The 20,087-nt window shown below is 65.3% G+C and carries 21 protein-coding genes; 10 read left to right on the top strand and 11 right to left on the bottom strand.

The window, feature by feature from the left end; translation table 11 throughout:
• The first annotated feature begins 12 nt into the window (after positions 1-12).
• The 3 genes from E5Z01_RS03855 (at position 13) to E5Z01_RS03845 (ending at position 2,470) form a co-directional block, all read left to right on the top strand.
• Positions 13-753 carry a peptidylprolyl isomerase gene (locus E5Z01_RS03855; RefSeq protein ID WP_135228169.1) on the top strand — a complete coding sequence of 247 codons (741 nt, stop codon included), beginning with the start codon at positions 13-15 and terminating at the stop codon, positions 751-753.
• A 76-nt stretch (positions 754-829) separates the two neighbouring features.
• A complete protein-coding gene (gene trxB, locus E5Z01_RS03850; RefSeq protein ID WP_135228168.1) occupies positions 830-1,813 on the top strand; it encodes a thioredoxin-disulfide reductase in 984 nt (327 codons plus the stop codon).
• A 141-nt stretch (positions 1,814-1,954) separates the two neighbouring features.
• Positions 1,955-2,470 (top strand): HD domain-containing protein, encoded by a 516-nt coding sequence (locus tag E5Z01_RS03845; protein WP_135228167.1) that lies wholly within the window; start codon positions 1,955-1,957, stop codon positions 2,468-2,470.
• A gap of 34 nt (positions 2,471-2,504) precedes the next feature.
• On the opposite strand, the gene E5Z01_RS03840 is transcribed toward E5Z01_RS03845, so the two are convergent.
• From E5Z01_RS03840 to E5Z01_RS03830, 3 genes are all read right to left on the bottom strand, one after another.
• The gene (locus E5Z01_RS03840; protein WP_135228234.1) at positions 2,505-3,395 is read right to left on the bottom strand and encodes a complex I NDUFA9 subunit family protein; all 891 of its coding nucleotides are present in this window, start codon (positions 3,393-3,395) and stop codon (positions 2,505-2,507) included.
• A 327-nt stretch (positions 3,396-3,722) separates the two neighbouring features.
• On the bottom strand, positions 3,723-4,181 hold the full coding sequence (locus E5Z01_RS03835) for a DIP1984 family protein (protein ID WP_135228166.1): 459 nt from the start codon (positions 4,179-4,181) through the stop codon (positions 3,723-3,725).
• A gap of 23 nt (positions 4,182-4,204) precedes the next feature.
• The gene (locus E5Z01_RS03830; RefSeq protein ID WP_135228165.1) at positions 4,205-5,011 is read right to left on the bottom strand and encodes a hypothetical protein; all 807 of its coding nucleotides are present in this window, start codon (positions 5,009-5,011) and stop codon (positions 4,205-4,207) included.
• A gap of 124 nt (positions 5,012-5,135) precedes the next feature.
• On the opposite strand from E5Z01_RS03830, the gene E5Z01_RS03825 reads away from it, so the two are divergent.
• The 7 genes from E5Z01_RS03825 to E5Z01_RS03795 all read left to right on the top strand — a co-directional run bounded on the left by E5Z01_RS03825 (position 5,136) and on the right by E5Z01_RS03795 (position 12,837).
• Positions 5,136-7,421, top strand: coding sequence for an endonuclease MutS2 (locus tag E5Z01_RS03825; protein ID WP_170311947.1), 2,286 nt, complete (start codon positions 5,136-5,138; stop codon positions 7,419-7,421).
• A 7-nt stretch (positions 7,422-7,428) separates the two neighbouring features.
• Positions 7,429-7,971, top strand: a complete 543-nt coding sequence (locus E5Z01_RS03820) for a chloramphenicol phosphotransferase CPT family protein (protein ID WP_338069129.1) — start codon at positions 7,429-7,431, stop codon at positions 7,969-7,971.
• Positions 7,968-8,144 carry a DUF2256 domain-containing protein gene (locus E5Z01_RS03815; protein WP_135228162.1) on the top strand — a complete coding sequence of 59 codons (177 nt, stop codon included), beginning with the start codon at positions 7,968-7,970 and terminating at the stop codon, positions 8,142-8,144. Before E5Z01_RS03820 ends, E5Z01_RS03815 begins: the two co-directional genes overlap by 4 nt.
• Positions 8,138-9,022, top strand: a complete 885-nt coding sequence (locus E5Z01_RS03810; protein WP_135228161.1) for a GNAT family N-acetyltransferase — start codon at positions 8,138-8,140, stop codon at positions 9,020-9,022. Before E5Z01_RS03815 ends, E5Z01_RS03810 begins: the two co-directional genes overlap by 7 nt.
• 78 nt (positions 9,023-9,100) lie before the next feature.
• Positions 9,101-10,543, top strand: a complete 1,443-nt coding sequence (gene glmU, locus E5Z01_RS03805; RefSeq protein ID WP_167757754.1) for a bifunctional UDP-N-acetylglucosamine diphosphorylase/glucosamine-1-phosphate N-acetyltransferase GlmU — start codon at positions 9,101-9,103, stop codon at positions 10,541-10,543.
• A gap of 63 nt (positions 10,544-10,606) precedes the next feature.
• Positions 10,607-11,476, top strand: a complete 870-nt coding sequence (locus tag E5Z01_RS03800) for a UbiA family prenyltransferase (RefSeq protein ID WP_135228159.1) — start codon at positions 10,607-10,609, stop codon at positions 11,474-11,476.
• Positions 11,461-12,837 carry a phytoene desaturase family protein gene (locus tag E5Z01_RS03795; RefSeq protein ID WP_276321224.1) on the top strand — a complete coding sequence of 459 codons (1,377 nt, stop codon included), beginning with the start codon at positions 11,461-11,463 and terminating at the stop codon, positions 12,835-12,837. Before E5Z01_RS03800 ends, E5Z01_RS03795 begins: the two co-directional genes overlap by 16 nt.
• A gap of 109 nt (positions 12,838-12,946) precedes the next feature.
• On the opposite strand, the gene E5Z01_RS03790 is transcribed toward E5Z01_RS03795, so the two are convergent.
• The 8 genes from E5Z01_RS03790 to E5Z01_RS03755 form a co-directional block, all read right to left on the bottom strand.
• Positions 12,947-14,689, bottom strand: coding sequence for a S8 family serine peptidase (locus E5Z01_RS03790; RefSeq protein ID WP_135228158.1), 1,743 nt, complete (start codon positions 14,687-14,689; stop codon positions 12,947-12,949).
• Between the two features lie 369 nt (positions 14,690-15,058).
• Positions 15,059-16,630 carry an L-glutamate gamma-semialdehyde dehydrogenase gene (gene pruA / locus E5Z01_RS03785; RefSeq protein WP_135228157.1) on the bottom strand — a complete coding sequence of 524 codons (1,572 nt, stop codon included), beginning with the start codon at positions 16,628-16,630 and terminating at the stop codon, positions 15,059-15,061.
• Positions 16,623-17,138, bottom strand: a complete 516-nt coding sequence (locus E5Z01_RS03780) for a DUF6714 family protein (RefSeq protein WP_135228156.1) — start codon at positions 17,136-17,138, stop codon at positions 16,623-16,625. The genes pruA and E5Z01_RS03780 overlap by 8 nt, the downstream gene beginning before the upstream one ends.
• Positions 17,138-18,070: a proline dehydrogenase family protein gene (locus E5Z01_RS03775; protein ID WP_135228155.1), complete on the bottom strand. Its 933-nt coding sequence runs from the start codon at positions 18,068-18,070 to the stop codon at positions 17,138-17,140. The genes E5Z01_RS03780 and E5Z01_RS03775 overlap by 1 nt, the downstream gene beginning before the upstream one ends.
• Positions 18,067-18,792, bottom strand: coding sequence for a GntR family transcriptional regulator (locus E5Z01_RS03770; RefSeq protein ID WP_135228154.1), 726 nt, complete (start codon positions 18,790-18,792; stop codon positions 18,067-18,069). Before E5Z01_RS03770 ends, E5Z01_RS03775 begins: the two co-directional genes overlap by 4 nt.
• Positions 18,793-18,870: 78 nt before the next feature.
• Entirely contained in the window at positions 18,871-19,338 is a 468-nt protein-coding gene (locus E5Z01_RS03765) for an MgtC/SapB family protein (RefSeq protein WP_135228153.1), read from the bottom strand.
• A gap of 72 nt (positions 19,339-19,410) precedes the next feature.
• Positions 19,411-19,809 (bottom strand): hypothetical protein, encoded by a 399-nt coding sequence (locus tag E5Z01_RS03760; RefSeq protein WP_135228152.1) that lies wholly within the window; start codon positions 19,807-19,809, stop codon positions 19,411-19,413.
• The gene (locus tag E5Z01_RS03755) at positions 19,806-20,063 is read right to left on the bottom strand and encodes a hypothetical protein (protein WP_135228151.1); all 258 of its coding nucleotides are present in this window, start codon (positions 20,061-20,063) and stop codon (positions 19,806-19,808) included. The genes E5Z01_RS03760 and E5Z01_RS03755 overlap by 4 nt, the downstream gene beginning before the upstream one ends.
• Positions 20,064-20,087: the final 24 nt, after the last annotated feature.

Below are 20,087 nucleotides of genomic sequence, written 5' to 3'. Positions count from 1 at the left end.
TTGGAGGAACCGATGTGGAATGAACTTCTGCCTGAACACCTGCTGGTGATCGACACCACGCGCGGCCGGGTCGTGGTCGAGATGTGCCCGGAGCTGGCGCCCAGGGCCGTGGAGCGCGTCAAGCTGCTGGCCCGTGAGGGCGTGTACGACGGCCTGCAATTTCACCGGGTGATCGACGGGTTCGTGGCCCAGACCGGCAACCCGAACAACCGCGACGGTGGCGCGTCGAGTCATCCGGATCTGATGCCCGAGTTCTCGGCGCGTCTGCCGCTGGGGACGGCCTGGACGTGTATTCAGCGCACGGCGGACTTCAACGCGGGATTCCTGGGCACGCTGCCGGTGCTGACGACCTCGGACGCGGAAACGGCGCGGCAGACCGACGGGAAGGTTCAGGTGTGGGGCGCGTACTGTCCCGGCGTGGCGGGCATGGGGCGGCAGCATGCGCCGGACAGCGCCAACAGCGAGCTTTTCTTCATGCGCGGGTCGGCGTTTCGCCTGAACCTTAATTTCACCGCGTGGGGCAATGTGGTGGTGGGCCGCGAAGTGGTGGAGCAAGTGGCGGTGGGTGAGCCGCCCGCGTCGCCGGACCTGATGCTGCGCGTGCAGGTGGCGTCCGACATGACACAGAGGCCGCGGGTCGAAGCGATGGACACGAACTGCACAGCGTTCCGGGAACTGGTACAAAAAGCCCGTGAGGCACGCGAGGCGGACTTCAGCCTGAGTGACGTGCAGGTGCCCACCCGACTGATATAAATGATTTAAACCGGTTTAGAAAATAAAGTGTGCCTGTCTGACTTTCTCACAACGTGACGGGTGCTACGCTTGACCCATGAGCCAGACCCCCAACACCCAGACCTATGACGTCGTCATCATCGGCGGTGGGCCCGCCGGACTGACCGCTGCCATCTACACCGGCCGCGCCAGCCTCAGCACCCTGATTCTGGAAAAAGGCCTGCCCGGCGGCCAGATCGCCCAGACCGAGGAAGTCGAGAATTACCCCGGTTTCCCGGATCCCATCCCCGGCATGGAACTGGCCAGCCGTATGCAGCAGCAGGCCGAGAAGTTCGGCGGCAAAATCGAGATGGACGAGGTGCAGAGCGTCACCAAGGACGAGTACGACACGCACTATCCCTTTACCGTGAAGGGGTACAGCGGCGAGTACCGGGCCAAAGCAGTGGTGCTCGCCACCGGCGCCAACCCCAAGAAACTCGGCGTACCTGGCGAGGAGCACTTCTGGGGCAAGGGCGTCAGCACCTGCGCCACCTGCGACGGTTTCTTCTACCGTGGCAAGAAAGTCGTGGTGGTGGGCGGTGGGGACGCTGCCGTCGAGGAAGGGCTGTTCCTGACCAAGTTTGCCGACGAGGTGACCCTGATTCACCGCCGCGACACCCTGCGCGCCAACAAGGTCGCCCAGGCCCGCGCCTTTTCCAACCCCAAGATGAAGTTCATCTGGGACACCGCCGTCGAGGAAATCCAGGGCCAGGATCACGTGACCGGCGTGCAACTGAAGAACCTCAAGACCGGTGAAGTCACGGCTTTTCCCACCGACGGCGTCTTTATCTTCATCGGGCACGTGCCCAATACCGAATTCGTGAAGGACGTGGTGAAGCTGCGTGACGACGGCTACGTGGATGTTACCGACGAAATCTACACCAACGTCCCCATGCTGTTCGCCGCCGGGGACGTCAGCGACTACGTGTACCGCCAGCTGGCCACCAGTGTGGGCGCCGGCACCCGCGCGGCCATGACCGTCGAGCGCAGCCTCGCCGCTCTGGAAGTCGCCGGGGAAGAAGCAACCACCGCCGCCGATTGAGCCGGGGCCGCATTACTCACGTTGTTCGGAAAAAGAGAATGGTTATCCGTTCTCTTTTTCAGAGGAGTATTACCTTTCGGTTTTCCTGAACTCGCGCCCGCGCAACTGTCGCTGGCGCGGATTTTCTATTAGGCTGGAGGCATGCTGCACCTGAGCCTGCTCGAACGCCTGACCAGAAAGGCCAGCGGGTACATGGGCAAAATGGCCCGCCTGAGCCGCAGCTTCCGGGAAGAGGACGCCCACCCCGACGACTTCTGGGCGCAGACGTACCTGACGCCCGGCGAGCAACGCATCTACCTGGGTATGGACGCCCGCGACCGCGAACATGCCTGTCGCGTCACCCGCCATCTGCTGCGCGAACAGAAGAATCCCAGTCCCGAACTGATCGCCGCCGCCCTGCTGCACGACAGCGGCAAAAGCGTGCGCCGGTACAACATCGTCGAGCGCGTGCTGGTCGGCCTGATTCCCAACCGGATCGCGCATATCCTGCCCCCCATCGGGGCCATCGGCATCCGCGCCGCGCACCCCGAACTGGGCGCCCAGCTCATCGCGCACGCCGGAGGCCGCCCCCGCGTGGCCCAGCTGGTGGTGCGCCACCACCACTCGGTCGGCGACCCCGAAGCGGCCCTGCTGCACCACTACGACGAAAAGGAATAAGGGAAAAAGGACGCGCGCGGTACGCCGGACAACCTCAACCTTTCACGATCTGTGGCAACCTGTCTGCCAGCCCCAGCATGGGCAGGTTAAACATCACGCGGGCCGGGTCGTTGGAGGCGGTATTCCCGGCTTTCAGCATGGCGTACTGGTCTTTCGTGATGGGCGGATTGGGGAGAAGCTGCATCAGCGGCACGGCCACGTCCATCAGGGGTAATGGCACTGGCAGAATGGGTTTCTGCTTGCCCAAAGCCTTCAACTCCAGCTCCAGCAACTCGCGGAAGGTAAATTCCTGCGGCCCTGTCAGGTCGTAACTCTCTCCTGCCGTTTCCGGGTGTTCCAGCGCCCCCGCGAACGCCTGCGCCACGTCCTCGATGCTCACGGGCCGGAACGGAAAGGAGCCGTTCCCGATCTGCGGCACGACCGGCGCAACCGACACCAGTTCCTTCAGCACTCTCCCGAAAAAATCGTCTCCAATGCCAAAAATCAGACTGGGCCGGAAGATCGTCCAGGCCAGGCCGCTTTGTTTCACGAGTTCCTCGGCCTCACCTTTCGATGCACTGTAAAGACTTTTGCTCGTGCGATCTGCACCCAGGGCGCTCATATGAACGTAACGCGCCGAACGCGGAACAGCCGCCAGCACATTCCGCGTTCCCTCCACATGCACCCGCTGAAAAGTCTGCTCGCCCTTCTCCTGAATAATCCCGACCAGGTGCACCACCGCCGTCGGGTCAACCAGCCCCACCGCCCGCCCCACGCTGCCGGGGTCGGTCACGTCCAGTTTCAGCCCCTGCGCTGCCCCGACCGCCTCGCCGCCGCGCGAGCCGGCGTACACCGTGTGACCGCGCCGCAGCAACTCGGCCACCACCCCCTTCCCCACGAACCCCGACGCCCCCGTCACCAGAACCCTGTGCTTCATGCCCCTCATTCTGCTGGCGTTGCCGGCCTCACCCTGCCCCGCGTGAACATACACTGAAGGCCCCATGCTCCACAGATCATGAAAAACCGCCCCTCCCGGAGCGGTCTGAAGTAAAAATGCGGGGCGCGTGCGGCGTGTCGAAACCGTGGTGGTGAGTGGTGAACAGTGACGGGTGAAGGGTGAAGCGTGCTGGGCCTGCCCTGTGAAAGATCGGGAGTCGAACCCGAGACGCCGCCCCAACGTCACCTCAAGGAGTGCAGCCTTCTCCCCGCTGCGAGGTAGGCTTCCGCCCACACCAGGGCCACGCGCCCCGCACCAGCATATCAACGGTGGCGTTTATTCCGGCAGTTCCGTCAGCCAGTTGGCCTGCTGAATCTGCGTTTCCAGTTCCCGGCGTTCCTTCGCCAGCGCGTCCACCTGCTTTTGCAGGTCACGGGCGGGAATCACGGCGATCATCTTCACCTCGCTGTTGCTGTACCTGATCTGCCGTTCCGACGCGGCTGCCGCTGCCCGGCGCAGCACTTTCAGGCGCAAGTCCAGCATGTCCCGCCGCGCCAGGGCGTCGGTCAAGGTCAGTCCTGCTGCCAGAGTCGCGCTCAGGTTCGCCCGGTGGATACGGGGAAGTAAGCCATCCAACGTAGCCACCACCCCCAGGAATTCCTGAAGCAACTGCCGCGGGTCTTCCGAAGGCTCCTGACCCTCCTGCACCTGCATGTTCTGCACCAGGCGTTCTTCCAGTTGCGCCGCCCGCTTCTGCAAGTCAGCGCGTTCAATCAGGGCTTCGGCCAGTTTCATGCGTTCAGGGTAACAGGCTTGGGTTATCGCACCCGCAGACTTTCCAGTGCCCTGTCCAGCGCTAGCATCTGGCGTGCGGTGTCCTGGGCGTCGAAGGTGCGTTGTAGATCGGCCAGGTAGTCGGCATTCCGCTTCTTGAAGGCGCGGCCCTCAGGGCTGTCCAGGGTGCCGGGGTAGGGGGCGAGTGCCCAGGCTTTCGCGGTGTCCAGGGCGGCACGGGACGGCAGTGCAGCTACGGGGTAAGGCACGTGCATGGAAATCAGGGTTCTGCCATCCGTCGTCAAGCCCTGGAAGGTGTATTCCACCGCTTCCCGTGGAAAGCGCACCCCGGCTTCCTGCGAGTGGATGGTCAGGTAACGCACGCCTCTGAAGGTGGGGGTGCGGATCACCCTGGCCGCGCCGCTGACCGCCTGAAAAGCGTTTGGTACGGGAAAATAGGGCAGAGGGCGGGCGAGCTTTTCGGCGGGTTGCAGGTTGCGCAGGGCATTGAGCCGCTTGACGACCTCGCGGTACATGGTGTTCGGCCCCCGCTGCGGGAACTGTCCAAGGAGAGCATCGACCGGATACAGCGCGATGTACGCCGGCGGCTGGTCACCCGTGTAACTCGCCTTCCAGCGTTCGCCGGGTCTGTTCAGCACCAGGCGGGTATGGGCAGGGAAGTTGAAAAATGTGCCCGCCGCCTCGTCGACCGGCACGCCCGGCACCTGCTGCACCTCCACCACCCGGCCCAGGGGCGCGGCGTTCAGGCCAGTTCCGGCAGGCGGCTCCCGTCCACCCGCGGACGCCACGACACCCAGATTCCAGGCCAGTAAAAGCAGAACCTTTCTCATGGCCTTACCCTACCGGCTTCGGCCTGAGCCGGCGTTCAGTCGCCCTGAAACCAATTGTCACCAGAATTTCTAAGCCACTTGACGCACGTTATTTTTCCGGCGTTCGCTTATTCTTCTTACCAAGATGGCTTTCGATTCCCGTGCTCTTTCTGCTCTTGATTTTCCGCGTGTCACGGCGGCCCTGGCGGAGCGCAGCGCCACGACGCTGGGCCGTGAACGCGCCCTGGCTTTGTTGCCCTCGGATGACGGGGGGCGCATTGCCCGTGAACTGGATGAGGTGGAGGACGCCCTGTTCGGCGTGATCCTCAGCCTGGGCGGCATTTATGACATTCGTGACATTCACGCCCGTTCGCAGGAGGGGCGCGTCCTGACCGGACCGGAACTCCTGAACGCGGCTTACTCGCTGGACGGGGCCATGACCGTGAAACGCGCCATCAACGCCAATTCGCGTGGGCCGCTGCGCGAGGTGGCGCTGGGCCTGGGCGACCACTCGGAACTGGTGCGGCGGGTTCTCTCATCGCTTGACCGTGAAGGCAACGTGCGCGATGACGCCAGCCACAAGTTGCGCGACCTGCGCCGACGCATCGAGCCCCTGCGCGGACGCATCCGCGACAAGCTCACCAACACGCTGGAACAGTGGTCGGAGGTCTTGCAGGAGCACCTGGTCACCATTCGCCGTGACCGGTACGTGCTGCCGGTGCTCGCTTCGCGCGTGGGAAGCGTGCAGGGCATCATCGTGGATTCCTCTGCCACAGGGCAGACCTACTTCGTGGAACCCGCCGCGATCACGCAGCTGAACAACGAACTCACCCGTCTGATTCTGGATGAAGAAGCCGAAGTCAGGCGGATTCTTATTGAACTGACCGGCCTGCTGGCGCAGGACGCGGACGTGCCCATGACCCTGGCCACCGTCGGCGAACTGGACCTGATCGCCAGCAAGGCGAAACTGGCCCGCGACTGGCACCTCAACCGCCCCGAGGAAAGCCGCGGCGGCGTGTACGACGTGCGCGAGGGGCGTCACCCGCTGATCGAGAACCCCGTGCCGAATGACCTCCAGCTCGGCGAGACGAAGCTGCTGCTGATCACCGGGCCGAACATGGGCGGCAAGACCGCGACCCTCAAAACGCTGGGCCTGGCCGTGCTGATGCACCAGTGCGGGATGTTCGTGGCGGCGGCCTCGGCGAAACTCCCGGTGGTGCGGGACATTCTGGTGGACATCGGCGACGAGCAGAGCATCGAGGCCAGTCTGTCCACCTTCGCCTCGCACCTGAAACACCTGCGCTACGTGTTGCGCCACGCGGCCCCCGACACTTTGGTGCTCATTGACGAGCTGGGCAGCGGCACCGACCCGAACGAGGGCGCGGCGCTGGCCCAGAGCCTCATCGAGCAGTTGCTGGCGCAGAATGCCCGCGGGGTCATCACCAGTCACCTGGCGCCCTTGAAGCTGTTCGCGCTGGAAACGCCGGGCCTGAAGAACGCGAGCATGGGCTTCGAGGTGGATACGCTGGCCCCCACCTTTCACTTGCAGGTGGGCCAGCCGGGGCGCAGTTACGCGCTGGCGATCGCCGACCGCATGGGCCTGCCCAAAGACGTGCTGGCCCGCGCCGAAAGTATTCTGGGCACCGACGCCGGCCTGATGGAGCGCATGCTGGAGGGCCTGGAACGCGAACGCGCCGACCTGGCCCGTGAACTGGAGGTGGCCACCACTGCCCGCCGGGAGGCCGAAGCTGAAGCGGGCCGCGCCCGGCAGGAACGCGAAACGCTGGAAGTTCGCAAGAATGAGATGCTGGCCGAAGCCGCGCAGAAGGCCGAGAGCCTGTACGCCGACGCGGTAGAGCGTGTGCGCACGCTGCGTTCCCGCGCCCAGGAGGACGGCGCCCGCCCGCGCGTCATGCAGGAACTCCGCGAACTGCGCACCGCCGCGCAGAGGGCGCGACCGGCCCCCATCGTGCGTGAGGAGCGGGGCGACCCCATTCGGGTGGGCAACAAGGTGGACGTTCCCGCGTACAACGCGCAGGGGCAGGTGCTGGAAATGCGGGGCGACGACCTGGTGGTGCAACTGGGCGTCATGAAAGTCGGCGTGAAACGCCGCGACGTGCGCCTCGTTCCCGAACCGAAAATGAAAGGCCCACGCCCCAGTTTCGTCGGTACAGCCCCCAGCCGCTTCGACAACGAGTTGCAACTGCGCGGCCTGGGCGTCGAGGAAGCCGTGGAGGAACTGCGCGCCGCCATCGCCGAGGCCCGCGCCCTGCGCGAAAAGCAACTCCGCGTCGTTCACGGCAAAGGCATGGGCGTGCTGCGGCGCACCCTGCGCGACTACCTGAAAACCGACAAGAACGTCGATTCGTTCCATGACGCCGAAGCCAATCAGGGCGGACACGGCGTCACCATCGTGAATGTGAAGGCCTAAGCGGGAAGTGGTGAGCAGAGTTCAGGTCATTGTGTTAAATGGCGCGTCCAGTTCAGGGAAAAGCACACTGGGCCGCGCTTTGCAGAACGCGTTGTCGGAGACGTGGTTGCTCTGTGGCGTGGATGACCTGATTCGCGCTCTGCCGCCGCGTTTGACCTCGCCGGAAGGCATTGAGTTCAGCGATGACGGGCAGGTGAGGGTAGGCCCGGCCTTTCGCGCCGCTGAAAAAGCATGGATGCAAGGCGTGGCTCACACGGCCCGCTGCGGCGTCAACGTCATCATCGACGATGTTTTTCTGGGTGGGCCGGCGGCTCAGGCCCACTGGCAGGAGGCTCTGTTTGACCTGCGGGTGCTGTGGGTGGGTGTTCATTGCCCGGTCGAACTGGGCGAGGCCCGCGAGCAGGCACGGGGAGACCGCGTGACCGGAATGCACCGGCAACAGGCCGCAGTCGTGCATAAGGGCGTGCAGTATGACCTGGAAGTGGACAGTGCCGCCTCTACGCCCGCAGCACTGGCGCAGCTAGTCGTTGCGCGCCTAAATCACCTATGAGCAGAGAACCGAAGGGCTTCGGGCAGGGGCGCAGGCCGGGTGAACGGCCCACAAAAATCTGCCCGGTGTGCGGTCTGCCTTTCACGTGGCGCAAGAAGTGGGCGCGCGACTGGGAGAACGTCAGGTACTGCTCTGAACGCTGCCGCACCCGTGTTAAGGAGAAAGCGTGCTGACCTTCCGGCCCACGCGGGCAGCCGACCTCCCGGCAGTGCAGGAGCTGTTGCAGATCGTATGGAAGGCTGAGGAGGGCGCGGTCGCCTATCACGGGAGCGGGCGTCGTCCCGGCGTGGTGGCCGAGGTCAATGGTCGGCTGGTCGGGTACGCGCTCACCTGGCAGAGTGCTTTGCATCCCACGCATGCTTACGTGGGCGTGCATGTTCACCCGCTGTTCCGCGAGCAGGGAATAGGGTTGGCGCTGTGGCAGGCGGTCACGCGCGACATCTCCGGTTCGGTGAAGGTGAAAACCTACGCTTCACAGTTGGCGGGCGTGCGTTTCCAGCGGGCGCGTGGTCTGGCGTTGACCGTGGAGACGCATGAACCGACGCTGAGACCCTCGGACGTGGCCCCAAATGAGGTCGCAAAGTGGGCCAGGGAAGCACAGGCGCTGGGTTTTGAACTGTTGCCCATGACTGCCTTGCCAGACGGCGTGGAAGAGTTGGCGCGCTTGCATGAGCAGGTCTACCTGCACTCGCACGAACATGATCCCGCGCAGGCGGGCGTGCTGGACGCCGATGATTTCCTGGGGGACGACCTCGTTCCCGGGTGGCTTTACCTGGCGCGAAAGGGTGGTGTGCTGGCGGGCGTTTCCAGCGTGCGGCTGGATCAGCCTTTGCCCATGCTGGGCTGGTTTGGCGTGACGAAGGAGTTTGCGTCATTGGGTGCGCCTCTGACGCTGGCCTTGACGGGGCTGGCCATTCAGGCCGCAGGCCGCGCCGGGGTGACGGAACTCGCAGCGGAACTGGACAGCGCCGAGCCGGGCGCCCTGCATCTGCTGCACGCTTTGCCGTGGCGGCCTGACCGGGTGTGGTTTACCTTTACTGGACACGTTTGAAAAATTGGGCGCTGCTCTCATGCAAACACCTCACTTCAAGCTGACCGTGTGTCCTACACTGTATTAAAGGTGAAATCCATGACAGAACAAAATCGTCCGTTGGACGTGGTCATTCTTGCGGCGGGACAGGGAACACGAATGAAATCGGCCCTCCCCAAAGTCATTCATTCCGTGGCGGGGCGCCCGATGGTCGCGTGGGCCGTGAAGGCCGCGCAGGAACTCGGGGCACGGAACATCGTGGTGGTGACCGGGCACGGCGCGGAGCAGGTCGAGGCGAAAGTGCAGCAGCCGGGCGTGGCGTTTGCCCGTCAGGAAAAGCAACTGGGCACCGGGGACGCCTTCCTGAGCGGCGTGGCGGCGCTCAGCGAGCGGGACGCCGACATTCTGGTGCTGTACGGTGACACGCCCCTGCTGCGCGCCGAGACGCTGCGTGACCTGCTGGCCGACCACCGCGAGCGCCAGAGCGCCATGACCGTGCTGACCGGCGAATTGCCGGACGCCACCGGGTACGGCCGCATCGTGCGCGGCGAGCAGGGCGATGTCGAGCGCATCGTGGAGCAGAAGGACGCCAGCGAGACCGAGCGCTCAATCGGCGAGTTCAACAGCGGCGTTTACGTGTTCGACGCGCAGGCCAGCGAACTGGCCCGACGCATCACGAACGACAACAAGGCCGGCGAATACTACCTGACCGACCTGCTGGGCCTGTACCGGGGTGAAGGGGCCCACGTGCGGGCCTTCAAGCTCGCCGACCCGGACGAGGTGCTGGGCGCGAACGACCGCGTGGGCCTGGCAAAGCTGGAAGGAATCTTTCGCCAGCGCATCAACGAGCAGCACCTGCGGGGCGGCGTGGCCATCCCGGCGCCGGACACCGTGTTCATCGAGGACACCGTGACCATCGGGCGCGACGTGACCCTGGAACCGGGCGTCATTCTGCGCGGCCAGACAAGCATTGCCGACAACGTGACGGTGGGCGCGTACTCGGTCGTCACCGACTGCGTGCTGGGCGAAGGCGTTAACGTGAAACCCCACAGCGTGCTGGAAGGCGCCGAGGTCGGGGCAGGCAGCGATGTCGGCCCCTTCGCCCGCCTGCGCCCCGGCAGTGTGCTGGGGGCTGGGGTTCACATCGGGAATTTCGTGGAAACCAAGAACGCGAAGCTGGACACGGGCGTCAAGGCCGGACACCTCGCGTACCTGGGAGACGTGACCATCGGCACGGAGACGAACGTCGGCGCCGGCACCATCATCGCCAACTTCGACGGCGTGAACAAACATCAGAGCAAGGTCGGCGCGGGCGTATTCATCGGCAGCAACAGCACCATCATCGCCCCGCGCACGGTGGGCGACGCCGCCTTCATTGCCGCTGGCAGCGCCGTCCACGACGACATTCCCGAAGGGGCAATGGCCGTGGCCCGCGGCAAGCAGCGCAACCTGGAAGGCTGGTCGAAACGCTACTGGGGCGGCATGGGCGAGAAGGTGGAGCGCAAACTCCCCTGGCTGGCCGGCTGGCTGAAAAGGCAGTAGCGCGCAGCGGCGGGAAAAAACACCCTTAACGCCGCTCGCCTGACCCTCTACAATTCGGGCCGCATGCCTTTGCCCCTTTTGCCCTTCCCGCGCCTGCTGGTGGTGTCCCGCCCGGCCCTGTGGGTGAATACGGTGGGCACCCTGGTGACGGGCCTGTGGCTCGCGGGGCGGCTGTTTTCACTGGACGTGCGGTTGCTGGCCCTGCTGGTCTACCTGACCCTGCCTTTCAACCTGCTGATTTACGGTCTGAACGACCTCTCGGACCGCGAGGAGGACGCCCGTTCCAGCCGCAAGGGGGGCTGGCAGGGGGCGCGGCTCACCATCGCCGAGGGCCGGCCGCTGCTCCATTCCACCCTGCTGGTGAACCTGCCGTTTCTATTGCTGGCCTTCCTGCTGCCAGCGGGAGCGTTCGCGCTGCTGCTGCTCTGCGCGCTGCTTTTCATGGCCTACAGCGTTCCGCCCCTGCGCCTGAAGGCGCAGCCTTTTCTGGATGGCCTGAGCAACGTCGCCTACGCCCTGCCGCTGGCGCTGCCCGCGCTGGTGTTCGGCGACGCGCTGCCTTGGTGGCCGCTGTGCGCCCTGATGAGTTACGCGGTGGGCAAGCACGCCTTCGATGCCGCGCAGGACATTCCCGCTGACCGCGCCGCCGGCACGCGCACCGTCGCCACGACCCTGGGTGTCCGGGGCACGGCGGGGTACGCCCTGGCGTGGTTTGGGCTGGCGGGCGCTTGCCTGTGGCCGGTGTCGCGCGTCACGGCGCTGGCCCTGTGGCTTACGTGCGGCGGCATGGCGCTGCGTCTGTGGCTGAACTCTACCCCGCAGCAGGCGGCGCGGCTGTACCCCCTCAGCATCGTGACGCCCTGGCTGGTAGGCACCGTGGCGGGCGTGCAACTCGTTGCTCTGCTGGTCAGGAAGCCGTGGCACGGGTTCTAGGGGGGGTTCTGGGGGCGCGGTCGGTCGGCGTACTGGGCGGCGGCCTGGCGGGCCTGAGTATGGCCTGCCTGCTTGCCGCGCGGGGCCACCGGGTCACGGTCTACGAACGCGAGCTGGTGGGGGGGAAACTCCGGCGCGTGCAGGTGGGTGGGCTGACCTTCGATACCGGGCCGAGCCTGTTCACGTTCCCGCAGGTGTGGCGGGCGTTTCTGGCGCGGTTGCAGCAGGAAGACCCGCTGGACTTGCAGCCCCTTCCCGGTGGGCTGGGCGTCCACCACACGCCTTTCGGAGGCCTGCCGCTGCCCGTTGCGCCGGAACATTCTCTTTTTCCCGAGTGGCAGCGGTATTGCCTGAAGGTCGCGCCGCTGCGGCCGCACCTGCTGGCCCTGCTGACCACCCCGCCGCAACTGCACCGTCCTGAATTTCTGCGGGCCAGCCGGGCTCTGTTCGGCGTGACCGGGCGGCACCTCACGGCGGAAAGCTGGTTGGAGGCACAGAAGTTTTCGCCTGCACTGGCGCATGCCCTGCGCACGCACGCGCTGAACGCGGGGGTCTCGCCGCAGGACGCTCCGGCACTGTACGCCCTGATTCCCGCCCTGGTGGGGCAGGAGGTGTACCGCCCCGCCGCCGGGATGGGCGCTGTGCTGGACGCCCTGATGGATTTTGCCCGGGCCAGGGGCGTGACCGTTCATCAGGGAAACGAGGTCACAGCCCTGAACAACCACGTTTTGACGCTGGGCAACGGACGTGTGATCGAGCACGATCTGATCGTCAGCGCCATCGACCCCCAGCGGCTGGCCCGCCTGCGGGGTCTGGCGGCCCCTTCGCCCGTCGCCCGCCGCAGCGTGAGCGGCCTGGCCCTGTACGCTGCCCTGCCGCACACCTCCCGGTTGCCGGCCACCAGCGTCCTGCCACCAGCTGATTTTCAGGTGTTCCGCCGGGCTGTCCGGGCCGGAGCACTGCCGCCGGACACCCTGGCCCTCGTCCACGCCGAGGGGCCGAAACTGGCGGCGCTGCTCACCGTTCCCGCCGTTACCCGCGAAATAACCTGCGGGCATCCCTGGGTACAGCGGCAACTCAGGCGCATCGAGAACACGCTGGGGGCACCGGGTTTGCTGGACAGCGCCCTGGACATCAAAGTTCTTGATCCCCTGCACTACGCGGCGGGCGGGCACCCCGGCGGCGCGATTTACGGCGCGTTTGCGCCTTCCTGGCGGGGCGGGCCGCTCCACCCGCAACCGTACCGCCTGGGCGAGAGGCTGTGGCAGGTGGGCACTGGCGTCCATCCGGGCGGCGGCCTGCCGGCCATCCTGGGCGGGGCGTTGATGGTGGACACGTTGCTGGCTCAGGCCAGAAAGTGAAGCTGCCCTGCGCGCCATCCTGCCTTCTTCCGGCCAGGTTCAGCCATGAAAAAACACCGCCCCTTTGAAGGAAGCGGTGCTCGGCCCGGAAGAAGGCTGAAGCGGGGACTTACTGTCCGGTGATGGCCTTGAGGGGATTGACCAGGCCGTAGCCGAAGTTGTTGTCTTTGCCGGCTGTGCCGAGGTCCTTGGCGGTGCTGGTCAGCAGGCTCAGCAGCTGGGCATTGGTCAGGCCAGGTTTGGCGGCCCAGACGACGGCAGCGGCGGCGCTGGCGTGCGGGGTGGCCATGCTGGTGCCGTTGTACATGTCGTAATCCGCGCCCGTCACGGCGACCGTGCCGGTGGTAGGCAGTTTGGTCAGCAGGCCCTGGCCGTCGGCCTGAAGGATGCCGACCACGGGAATGGTGTAGCTGTTGGTCAGGCTCGTGCCCAAGGCGCCCGCCGTGTTGTTGTAGATCATGACGGCTTTTGCGCCGCTGGCGACGGCGTTGGCGACTTTCTCCTCGAAGGAGCAGGTGCCGCGGCTGATCAGGGCGATGTTGCCGCTCAGGGCGCTGTTGCGGCTGGTCGTGCCGCAGAACTCGTTGGCGCCGGCTGTGCCTGTGCCGTCGCCGGCTTTCACGACGTTGCCGCTGAAGGTCGCCTTGGCGCTCTTGTCGGCGGACATCACCTGGGTGAAGTTCACACCGCCGCCCGACGCCGTGGCCCTGGTGCCCTGGCCGACGGGTACGCTGCTGATCACGTCCACGCCCGGAGCGACCAGGTCGACCTGTGTGCCGAAGTTGCTGAAGTCCGCCTTGGCTTCGGTGTTGTCGATGGCCCCGATGCCCACCACGTTGTCGTAGGCAGCGGGGTAGGACACGGCGGCGCCGTCGTTGCCGGTGGCCGCCACGGTGAAGGCCCCCTTCTTCCAGGCGCTGGTGTAGGCCCGCTGCTCGGTCTTGCTGGCGCGGCCGCCGCCCAGGCTCAGGCTGATGACGACCTTGGCTTCCGTGCCGCCCTGGCTTTTCAGCTGGGCGACGCACCAGTTCACACCGTTGATGATGCCGCTGCTGCTGCCGCTGCCGGTGTCGCCCAGCACGCGCGCCATGTACAGGTTCACGCCGGTGGCGACGCCGCCCACCCCGTTCACGTCCATGCCTTCCAGCGTGCCGCTACCGCCGGTGCCGGCGCCGTACTGCGCGAAGACCGTGCCGGACACGTGCGTTCCGTGGTGGGACACGTCGTTCAGCTGGTACGGGTCATTGCGGTTGGTTTCCGTGGTGATGAAGTTCTTGAAGCCCTTCAGTTTTTTCTGGAATTCGGGATGGTTGCCGTCGATGCCGGTATCCCCGATGCACACGGCCACGCCTGCGCCGGTGTAGCCGCTGGTGCGTAGCGTCTCGACTTTCAGGGCGTTGTCGCCCCAGGTGGTTTCACCGCTGCCGGTGTAGGGCGGGGTGGTCAGGGCCTGAGCGGTGAAGTTGGTTTTGCGGGAGCCGGCGTCGCTGCTGCCGCTCTTGAAGCCCTGGGCGGTGCGCACCAGATCGGGTTCCACGTAGTCCACCATGGGGTTGCCCTGAAGTTTGGCCAGCGCGGCGGGCGAGAGGCGCACGGCGGCGGCGCTGATGTCCGCCCACTGGCTGGTCATGACGCCGCCAGCGGCGGTGATGGCCTGGGCCTGCATGGCGGCCTGTTGCTGCAGGCTCTGGGCACTGATCTGCCCGGCCTCTTTAAACCCGACGAGGTAGGCGTCACTGGCGACCACGTCCTTGTTGGTGGTGGGGGCCGTGGTGTTCACGGGGCTCTGCTGCCCACAGGCAGCGAGGGTCAGGGCGAGGGTGGCAGCCAATAGAGCGCGGGTACGGGTCATGAAGTCTCCTGAGGGATGAGTCCGGAACACGTCGCTACGCGAAGTAGCCCCCCACGTTGGTAGGGACGGCATTTCCAGACGTTCAACTTTGGTCTTTTTTGGACTTGGGCGCAATCCTAATGTCCACCTGCTTCTCATTATCCGGCTTATCTAGACAACATTGTGGTGGGTGTAATAAACCCTACAAACTTCGTCGGCATCAGCTTTTCGTCAGAAAAGACATATGAAAACAGGCGGAGGGACTTCACCTTCCGCCTGCAAAGTTGCTTGACTTCTCTAAAAATGGGGTTTTAAAAACAGAATCGCACTCGCGCTGTTCCTCTCAATGAGGTGAGTAAAAGAACAGACCGGTCTGGGCGGCGGGGCGTCTTACCAGCGCTCGGTCACTGTCTTGAGCTGCATGAAGTTCGCCAGGTAGTCCGGCCCGCCCGCCTTGCTGTCCGTGCCGCTCATGTTGTACCCGCCGAACGGCTGCACACCCACGATCGCCCCGGTGATCTTGCGGTTGAAGTACAGGTTCCCCACCTCGAACTCCGCGCGGGCCTGCTCCAGGTGCTCGCGGCTGCTACTGATCACGCCGCCCGTCAGGCCGTACTCGGTGCTGTTGGCGATATCCAGCGCGTCCTGCCAGTCCCGCGCGCGGATGACCGACACGACCGGCCCGAAGATCTCCTCCTGCGCCAGACGCGACTCGCGCTTCACGTCCCCGATGATGCTCGGCTGCACGTAATGGCCCTTCTTTCCGCCGCACTCGCCGGGAGCCTCGCCGCCCAGCATGACCTGACCCTCATCCCCCGCCGTCGCGAGGTAGCCCTTGATCTTGTCGAAGCTCATCTGGTTCACCACGGCCGTCACGTGCGCGTTCTCCTCGCCGCAGCCCATCTTCAGGGCCTTCGTGCGCTCCACGAACCCGCTCATCACCTCGTCGTACACACTGTCCACCAGGATCAGGCGGCTCATGGCGCTGCATTTCTGCCCGTTGAACCCGAAGGCGCCCTGCACGGCCGCCGTCACGGCCGTCTCGATGTCCGCGCCCTCATCCACGATCAGCGCGTCCTTGCCGCCCAGCTCCATGATCACGCGCTTGATCCACTTCTGGCCGGGCTGCACCTTCGCGGCCACCTCGTTGATGTGCAACCCCACCGCGCGGCTCCCCGTGAACGTGATGAAGCGCGTCTTCGCGTGGTTCGTCAGGTACTCCCCGATCTCCTTCCCGACGCCGGGCAGGAACTGAAGCACCCCGGCCGGCAGGCCCGCCTCGATCATGATGTCCACCATGAACCCAGCGATCAGCCCGGCGTCCTCGGCGGGCTTCACCAGCACACAGTTGCCCGCCACGATCGGCGCGGCCGCCATCCCGATGAAGATCGCGCACGGGAAGTTCCAGGGGCTGATGCTCACGCCCACGCCCAGCGGGATGTGCATCAGGCCGTTCTCCTCACCTTCGAACCAGGTCGTCTCGGCGCTGCCAAACCCGCTGTAGCGCATGGCGCTGCGGGCGTAGTACTCCAGGAAGTCAATCGCCTCAGCGACCTCCACGTCGGCCTCGGCGTAGTTCTTGCCAACCTCGATGGTCATCAGCGCGCACGCTTCCAGCCGGCGGCGCTTCAGGATCGCCGCGGCCTTCAGCAGAATGCGGGCGCGGGCGTCCATGTCCCACTTCTTCCAGCTCTCGAACGCCTTCCACGCCCCCTGAAGCGCGCGCTCGGCGTCCTCCACGGTGGCCTTCGCGGTCGTGCCCACGACCTCACTGGTATCGCAGGGGTTGATGGACTCCAGCTTCTCGGCCGTGTCCACGCGCTCACCGTCGATCACTAGCGGGTAGTGCTTCCCGACCAGTTCGGCGCGGATCTTCTTCAGCGCGTCCTGGTAGGCCTTGACATTTTCTTCCTTCGTAAAGTCGATGAAGCTCTGCGGGCGGTATTCCTGAACTTTAATCATGGGTGGGCTCCTTGAGGGTTTCGGCGTGGGCAGTCCAGATGGCATGTGCCCGCTGATAGTGATGGGTGAAGCAGGAATCGTCGGGGTCGACGCTGAGCAGGTACTGCAAGAAGGCCTGGATGGCCTGAGCCTGACTGAAGTTGAACAGCACAAACTGCCCTGGTCGCTCCTGGAGAGATTCCAGCGTGTAGATGGTGTGTTCGAAGGCGGCCGAGTCGGACTGAAAGCCCCTGCGCAGCACCCAGCTGGCGTAGGCCGGCAGGTAGTAGTGCAGCCCGCGGGCGTCCATGAAGCTCAGGGCGCAGTAGCCCCAGCCCAGCGCGATGGCCTCGTCCGGCACTTCCCACCAGTGCTGCTCGGTGTCGAGGGCGCGGGCGGCCCGACGCTGCTCCGCCGTGCCGTAGTCGTCTATCACGTTGGCCTCGTGCAGGCTGACTCCGCTACCCAGCTGCACCATTTCAAAGGCCTGGCGAAGCTGATCCAAAGTGGCCTGCGCGCGGAAGTCCATCAGCCCTTCAGCATCCCCTGCACGACGAAGGCAGCGTTTCTGGGGGTTTCGGCAATCCGTCGGCTGAAGTAGGCGTACCAGTCGCGGCCGTAGGGAATATAGGCACGGACGCGGTAGCCTTCCTGCGCCAGTTGTTTTTGCAGGTCGCGGCGAATGCCGTACAGCATCTGGAACTCGAACTGATCCCTGGGAATACCGTGCGCCAGCACGAAGCGTTTCACGTCGTCGATGATCTGTTCGTCGTGCGTGGCGACGTTGGTGTAGTGCCCCGCTTTCAGGTGCGCGTACACCAGGCGGCGATAGTTCTGGTCGACATCGCTCTTGTCGGGGTAGGCGACCGTTTCGGGTTCCAGGTACGCGCCCTTGACCATGCGGATATTGGGGTGCAGGTCGTCCAGTCCGGCGCGGTCTTGCAGGCTGCGGTACAGGTAGCTTTGCAGTACCGTGCCGACGTGCTGGTGGCCGAATTCACCGACCAGCGTGCGGAACTGCTGGAGGGTGATGTCGGTGCGCGGGTGGTCTTCCATGTCCAGGCACACGAACCCGCCGTACTCGCTGGCCTTGCCGATGATGCGCCGGGCATTTTTCAGGCCCAGATCCTCGCCGGCGTCCTGCTTGCCCTGGCCCACGCTGCTCAGCTTGATGCTGACATACGGCGTAATACCGGCCTGGTGCGCCGCCTCGATGAGCCGGATGACGTTGTCGGCAAATTCGGTGCACCTGGCGGGGCTGTCGATGAACTCGCCGAGCAGGTCGAGGTTGCCCTGAATGCCGTCCTGCTCCAGGTCCTTCACGGCCTGAACAGCGCTGGAAATGTCCTCGCCGGCCACGAAGCGCTGCGCGAGGGGCCACATGCGGGCGCGGGCCAGTTCCTCGACTTTCTGATTGCCGGCGACAGTCAGCACGGCTTTGCGGTAAATCTGGTCGATCATTTCTTCTCTCCTGAGAGGGGGTGGGGGGCGGTGGTGGCGCGGCGGGGCGGTGGCGGATGCTGGCGGGGCGCGGCGTCCGGCTCCAGTTCGGGAATGACCAGCCGGGCGAAGGTGCGGACGTGCACCCGGGCGGCTTCGCGGGCGCGTACCGGGTCGCGGCGCAGCACGGCATCCACGATGTCGGCGTGCTGCTGCGCGGTTTGCGGGTGGGTGTTGTATGTGCGGGTCTGGTGCTTGATCAGGGCGATGCGCTGTTCCAGGTCGCGCGACAGGTCGCTGAGCGCGGCGTTGTGCGCGGCACTGGCGATGACGCGGTGAAAGGCGAGGTCCAGGCGCGTCTGCTCACGGTAGTCGGTGTTCTGGGCGGCGTTCAGTTGTGCCAGGGCGCTTTCGAGCGATCCGGCGTCGTCCGGCGTGTGGTGCTGCGCGGCCAGCGCGGCGGCCAGGCCATCCAGTTCCTCGCGCACGGTGTACGTGTCCTGCGCTTCCCGGGCGCTCAGGGTGCGCACACGCACGCCCTTGTTCGCCTCGGCGACCAGCAGGCCGTCCTGCGTCAGGCGCATGATCGCCTCGCGGATGGGGGTGCGCGACACGCCCAGCAGGTGCCCCAGTTCTACCTCGCCCAGCCGTGCGCCAGGCAAAAACTCACCGTCCAGCACGGCGCGGCGCAGGTGCTGATACACCCCGTCACGCACCAGGCCAGGACGCTCGAACTCGGTCATCCTGGATATTGTATACAATCTTTGAAGAAAGGAAAGGGAATCGTCATCCTATTCACGGGGCCGCATGGCGGCGCGGGTTTACTCATCTCGCCGCTTTTGAGGAACAGCCTCGGCCACCCGGCTCAGTGGCCCCAGTGTGAACAGAAACAGCAGCGTGGCGCCCGTCGCCAGCACGTACAGGTGCAGGCCGCACGCCACCCCGACCGCCGCCGTTGCCAGCAGGCCAGCGGCAGTGGTCAGGCCTTTCATCTGGTCGCCGCGTTTGCTGGAGAAGATCGCGCCCGCTCCCAGGAAACTCACGCCGCTGACCACCGCGCCCAGCACGCCGATCACGTCGAAGCGCACCTGGTCGTCCTGCCCGGCGAAGGTCTGCACCAGCGCCTCGCTCAGCACGATGAACAGCGCCGCGCTGACCCCCACCAGAATGTGCGTTCGCAGTCCGGCATTGTGCCCGTGGCGCTCGCGTTCCCAGCCGATCAGGCCACTCAGGGCAAACGCCGCCAGCAGGCCCTTCATCAGGTTCAGTTCGTGCAGCACACCTTCCACCTGCCCAGCGTAGGGGAGAGCGGCCGGTCATGTCATGGGAAGGTCATGCAGGGCGTTCATGCTCAGTGTCCTTCATGCCCAGTGTTGTTCATGCTCGGTGTGCAGGCACCTGGCGCATACCCAGTCCAGCGGCTGAAGGTTTCCCGTCAGTCGCTTACGCCGGCGTTGACGGCGGAGATAAGTGACGTACCCGATCAACACAGCGCTGCCCAGGCCGACGCCCTCTATCAGCGCCAACACGAAGCCGCGCCGGTGCTGCCCGCCCAACAGGACTACACCTACCCAGGGCATCAGAAAGCCCAGCAGCAGCAGGCTGCCCAGAATAAGGACATGGATGGGCACCCACCATTCCTCCGGTTTCCAGACCACCCACACCCGCTCCGGGTTCTGCTGGAACTTTTCCCAGCGCACCATGGGGTAGGCGCATTTGGGGCATTCATGCCAGGCCTGGGCAGGCACGCGGCGGGTCATGGGCCTGCCTCCGTGTAAAAGCACTGGGCGCACATCCAGTCCGTGTCCTTCAGGGATCGACCAGCGTGGGCTTTTCTGAATCTGCGGAGGCGACCGCCTGTCACGGCGCTGAGCGTACTTGCGCCCCACACCAGCAGGTAAATGAGCAGGTCGAGCAGCCAGCCTGGACTGAGGATGAAGGGCTCCAGGCCCTTTTCCGGTTCGCCGCGCCAGTTGCGTTCCGGCACGTTTCTCAGGCGTCCCCAGCTGCTCATGGGCCAGCCCCTCATATGGACGTG

This window comes from Deinococcus fonticola (assembly GCF_004634215.1).
Classification (GTDB): domain Bacteria; phylum Deinococcota; class Deinococci; order Deinococcales; family Deinococcaceae; genus Deinococcus; species Deinococcus fonticola.
This window is presented reverse-complemented; position numbering and strand designations above follow the sequence as displayed.

Bases quoted from the DNA above. Each gene is read 5' to 3' on its own strand.
- E5Z01_RS03855 (WP_135228169.1), top strand. From the start codon at position 13: ATGTGGAATGAACTTCTGCCTGAACACCTGCTGGTGATCGACACCACG.
- trxB (WP_135228168.1), top strand. From the start codon at position 830: ATGAGCCAGACCCCCAACACCCAGACCTATGACGTCGTCATCATCGGC.
- E5Z01_RS03845 (WP_135228167.1), top strand. From the start codon at position 1,955: ATGCTGCACCTGAGCCTGCTCGAACGCCTGACCAGAAAGGCCAGCGGG.
- E5Z01_RS03840 (WP_135228234.1), bottom strand. From the start codon at position 3,395: ATGAGGGGCATGAAGCACAGGGTTCTGGTGACGGGGGCGTCGGGGTTC.
- E5Z01_RS03835 (WP_135228166.1), bottom strand. From the start codon at position 4,181: ATGAAACTGGCCGAAGCCCTGATTGAACGCGCTGACTTGCAGAAGCGG.
- E5Z01_RS03830 (WP_135228165.1), bottom strand. From the start codon at position 5,011: ATGAGAAAGGTTCTGCTTTTACTGGCCTGGAATCTGGGTGTCGTGGCG.
- E5Z01_RS03825 (WP_170311947.1), top strand. From the start codon at position 5,136: ATGGCTTTCGATTCCCGTGCTCTTTCTGCTCTTGATTTTCCGCGTGTC.
- E5Z01_RS03815 (WP_135228162.1), top strand. From the start codon at position 7,968: ATGAGCAGAGAACCGAAGGGCTTCGGGCAGGGGCGCAGGCCGGGTGAA.
- glmU (WP_167757754.1), top strand. From the start codon at position 9,101: ATGACAGAACAAAATCGTCCGTTGGACGTGGTCATTCTTGCGGCGGGA.
- E5Z01_RS03800 (WP_135228159.1), top strand. From the start codon at position 10,607: ATGCCTTTGCCCCTTTTGCCCTTCCCGCGCCTGCTGGTGGTGTCCCGC.
- E5Z01_RS03790 (WP_135228158.1), bottom strand. From the start codon at position 14,689: ATGACCCGTACCCGCGCTCTATTGGCTGCCACCCTCGCCCTGACCCTC.
- pruA (WP_135228157.1), bottom strand. From the start codon at position 16,630: ATGATTAAAGTTCAGGAATACCGCCCGCAGAGCTTCATCGACTTTACG.
- E5Z01_RS03780 (WP_135228156.1), bottom strand. From the start codon at position 17,138: ATGGACTTCCGCGCGCAGGCCACTTTGGATCAGCTTCGCCAGGCCTTT.
- E5Z01_RS03775 (WP_135228155.1), bottom strand. From the start codon at position 18,070: ATGATCGACCAGATTTACCGCAAAGCCGTGCTGACTGTCGCCGGCAAT.
- E5Z01_RS03770 (WP_135228154.1), bottom strand. From the start codon at position 18,792: ATGACCGAGTTCGAGCGTCCTGGCCTGGTGCGTGACGGGGTGTATCAG.
- E5Z01_RS03760 (WP_135228152.1), bottom strand. From the start codon at position 19,809: ATGACCCGCCGCGTGCCTGCCCAGGCCTGGCATGAATGCCCCAAATGC.
- E5Z01_RS03755 (WP_135228151.1), bottom strand. From the start codon at position 20,063: ATGAGCAGCTGGGGACGCCTGAGAAACGTGCCGGAACGCAACTGGCGC.